Raw genomic sequence first — 3,634 nt, 5'->3', positions numbered from 1 at the left:
TCCGATAGGCATCTAAAATTTCTTGATCGGTAACGCTATTAAATGCCCCTTTACTAGCTTCTTGGGCTGCGATCGCTTTTTCCCAGCTAGCTGGGTTGCCCACCCGAATTGCGGTTGCAATGGTTTCGGGATGCTCTAGGACTTTGCCAGCGACAATCGGAGATGCTCCAGATGCTTGAAATCCCATCATTTGGGGTAAGCGATCGCATTTCCCGTGTTCATGGTACTCGCAAAATCCCATCCAGTAGGCACAAATATTGCCAGCATTCCCCACTGGTATGCACAGCCAATCAGGAGCATCACCTAAGTTGTCCACTATTTCAAACGCAGCTGTCTTTTGACCTTCTAAGCGATAAGGATTGACGGAATTGACCAAGGTCACGGGATACTTTGATGCCATTTTCCGGACAATTTTCAAGCAGTCATCAAAATTTCCCTTAATCGCTATTACTGTTGCTCCATATACCAACGCTTGGGCTAATTTCCCCAGAGCCACATAACCATCAGGAACAATCACAAATGCCCGCATTCCCCCCCGACTAGCGTAGGCTGCTGCTGATGCCGAGGTATTTCCGGTACTAGCACAGATTACCGCCTGGTCTCCTGCTTCCTTAGCTTTTGAAATCGCCATGGTCATTCCCCGGTCTTTAAAACTACCGGTAGGATTGAGACCGTCATATTTCACCAGTACCTTTACTCCTCTGCCAATAATTTTGGCAATAGTGGGCACAGGAATTAGGGGAGTATTACCTTCGAGTAAGGTTACCACTGGTGTGGAGTCAGTGACTGGCAAATAAGGACGGTAAGCCTCAACTAAGCCAGGCCAGTTGAGTGAAGTAGAAATGCCACCACTCACAGTAGACGAATCAGAAACAGACAGACTTGAAGCCACGTTTGGTTAGGGAAGTATTAAGGGTGAAGTATCAAGTGTGAAGTGTGAAGTATGAAGCATGAAGCATGAAGCATGAAGGTTATGAGATGTCAACCCTTCCATTGATTTTTATTGCTTACTCAGCAACTGGTATATTTTGCTACTTCATCCAATACGCCTTCATCCTTTACACTTCATCTTTGTCTATCTTATCTTGACTGATTCTGAATCACAGGCTTTCTGGGTTTTTCTGTGCGATGGCGTTTATCTGTGTTAAGCCGCAGTTTGGGACGTTCCACCATTCGTTCTTCGAGATCGTCACTAATGGGGGGTTGAGTTTTGTCATAGAACAATTGCAATGCTGCCGCTGCGATCGCATGAGCATCATATTCTTCTTCCAACTCCCGTACAACTGGCAAGAAAGAAGCCATCCGTTCCCCTGATAAAGCTTCCCGTAACTCTGCCTGCAGTCTTTCTAAGCGCCGGGTCTCAATTTGTGAGCGGGTCGGAATCCGGGTAACTTCCAACCGTTGCCGCACCTTGCGCTCAATCTGGTAGAGTTTACGGCGTTCAAAAGGTTGAATCAGGGTAATTGCTGTTCCTGTCTTACCAGCACGACCGGTACGACCAATGCGGTGAATGTAGCTTTCGACTTGATCTGGCAGGTCAAAATTGATCACGTGGGTGAGATGATCCACATCTAGACCACGAGCAGCAATATCGGTTGCTACTACCCAACGCACTTGATTTTTCCGGAACCGATATAATAACCGCTCCCGCTGACTCTGACTCAAATCACCGTGGTACTCATCTACACTGTGACCAGCCGCTTGTAATTGGTTCGTTAGTTCAGCAGCAGCTTTTCGTGTCCGCACAAAAATGATTGAAGCTTCTGGGTCTTCCAGTTCCAGAATCGGATGGAGAGCCCTGATTTTTGAGCAGCCACGGGGTACCATGTAAACTCGCTGTTCAATGCGCGCTGGTGCTGCTTTCGATTGCTGAACTTTAACAGTGACCGGGGATTTCAGGAACTTGCTGACTAGGTCCTGAATTGGCCGGGGCATAGTTGCTGAGAAGCAAGTAGTCTGACGATCTTCGGGAGTCTGTTGCAGGATTTTCTTAACATCATCGATAAAGCCCATGCTTAACATTTCATCGGCTTCATCAAGTACCACCCAGCTCAGGTTTTCCAGCTTAAGGTCTCCCCGGTCTAGCAAGTCAATCACCCGTCCGGGAGTTCCTACCACAATCTGAGCGCCTTTGTACAGCATCCGAATTTGCCGCTCAATGGACTGACCACCGCAGACGGTTAGTATATGCAATCGACGGTCCTCACTGAAGTCCCGAATCGCTTGGTTAACTTGCTGGGCTAACTCTCGGGTTGGGGTTAGAATTAAGGCTTGTACGGTTCGCTTGTCCAAGTCAATGCGATCTAGCATTGGTAGGGAAAACGCTGCTGTTTTGCCAGTACCGGTTTGAGACATACCGAGTACATCATGGCCATTGAGCAGTTCAGGAATAGCTTGGGCTTGGATAGTAGTAGGTGTAGTGAAGCCGATTTTTTCGAGTTGGCTTACACAAGATTCAGACAATCCCAGGCTTTGGAAAGAAACGGTCATAAGTTATTTTTCGATTTTTCGTTGGTTAGTTGTGGTTTTTTTTCTGGTAAGTCAGAAAGTTAAGTTAGTAGTTGAACGTGTCAGGAAACATTGTCATGGCTATAAAGACAGTGAGCCATCAAGTTTGACTCACCATGGCTTTTGCCTTGAGACACCTATGATGAGATTACATGAGTAGAAAGCGGTTTAGTTTCCACCCATTTGGTGTTGATAGGCATCAACTCCGCGCGTTGCACCTTGTCTTGATGCAGTCGCGCTTTGGGTTAACCCCCCTCAGGTCGGTAATGGTGCGTTTGACCTTGGCGAATTAAATTCGCCACGGGTCGCACCTCTGCATGGCTGTCACCATCAGCTGGGGTCTGTTGCGACCTATTTAGTGTGCCTAAAAGCTTGAGAGTAGGTTCATCCCACAAGAACACGTCTTACAGACGCAATGGTTAATGCCCTAGACACAGTGTCTTGATGCAATAGCGAGTGGGGGAAACCCCCAAGACCGTAATGGTGCGCTTTCCGTTGGCGAATTAAATTCGCCACGGGTCGCACCTCTGCATCGCTTGTCAGGTTGAGGGTGGCTCCTTGTCTTGATGCAATAGCGAGTGGGGGAAACCACGGCAGTCGCTCATGGGGGGAACCCCCAAGACCGCGCTGCCTCCCCAAGACCGTAATGGTGCGTTTGACCTTGGCGAATTAAATTCGCCACGGGTCGCACCTCTGCATCGCTAGCTAGGTATTGCCCGTTGGATTCGGGTGGGGTAAATCATCCCAAATTTGACCCTCAAAGCTGAATTGATGCACCGCTCAGCTAGTTTTTACCCCCTAAGCAGGTCTTTTAAGTGTGCCGTTTACTGTGCCGTTTAGTCTGCCGTTTAGTCTGCCATTACTATGGGCGACAGAACTATGGGCGACAGACACCGGCTTTTCACAAGGCTAGACACCTTGTCTACAGCTCCATAATCTAAAAGACCTTGGATCAGGTCTGGTTCAGGATTGACCAGATTACTTCCCCTAGTGGTGGAGTGTTTAATTCCAGCCCCTAGTTAAAGCCTGTAGCTTTTTTAAGGAGGTAGTACTACAGAACCATACAAGTCGTAGACATCACTATAAGTAATTTCTACTGATACTATGGTTCCTAAAGAGGAATGAA

At 47.8% G+C, this 3,634-nt stretch carries 3 protein-coding genes; all 3 read right to left on the bottom strand.

Annotation, left to right across the window (positions count from 1 at the left end):
• A partial coding sequence (thrC, locus tag F6K20_RS29110) for a threonine synthase (protein ID WP_287297006.1) occupies positions 1-856 on the bottom strand: 856 nt, incomplete at its 3' end.
• Positions 857-1,080: 224 nt separating this feature from the next.
• Positions 1,081-2,490 (bottom strand): DEAD/DEAH box helicase, encoded by a 1,410-nt coding sequence (locus F6K20_RS29105; protein WP_287250368.1) that lies wholly within the window; start codon positions 2,488-2,490, stop codon positions 1,081-1,083.
• A 402-nt stretch (positions 2,491-2,892) separates the two neighbouring features.
• The gene (locus F6K20_RS29100) at positions 2,893-3,024 is read right to left on the bottom strand and encodes a hypothetical protein (protein WP_287250366.1); all 132 of its coding nucleotides are present in this window, start codon (positions 3,022-3,024) and stop codon (positions 2,893-2,895) included.
• Positions 3,025-3,634 lie beyond the last annotated feature (610 nt).

Origin of the sequence: Moorena sp. SIO2C4 (genome assembly GCF_010672485.1) — a bacterium.
GTDB lineage: Bacteria > Cyanobacteriota > Cyanobacteriia > Cyanobacteriales > Coleofasciculaceae > Moorena > Moorena producens.
The sequence above is the reverse complement of the archived record's forward strand: the minus strand, read 5'-3'. Positions and strand labels throughout refer to the sequence as shown.

What these genes read in the sequence shown, in the direction of transcription:
- F6K20_RS29105 (WP_287250368.1), bottom strand. Translation starts at nt 2,490, where the DNA reads ATGACCGTTTCTTTCCAAAGCCTGGGATTGTCTGAATCTTGTGTAAGC.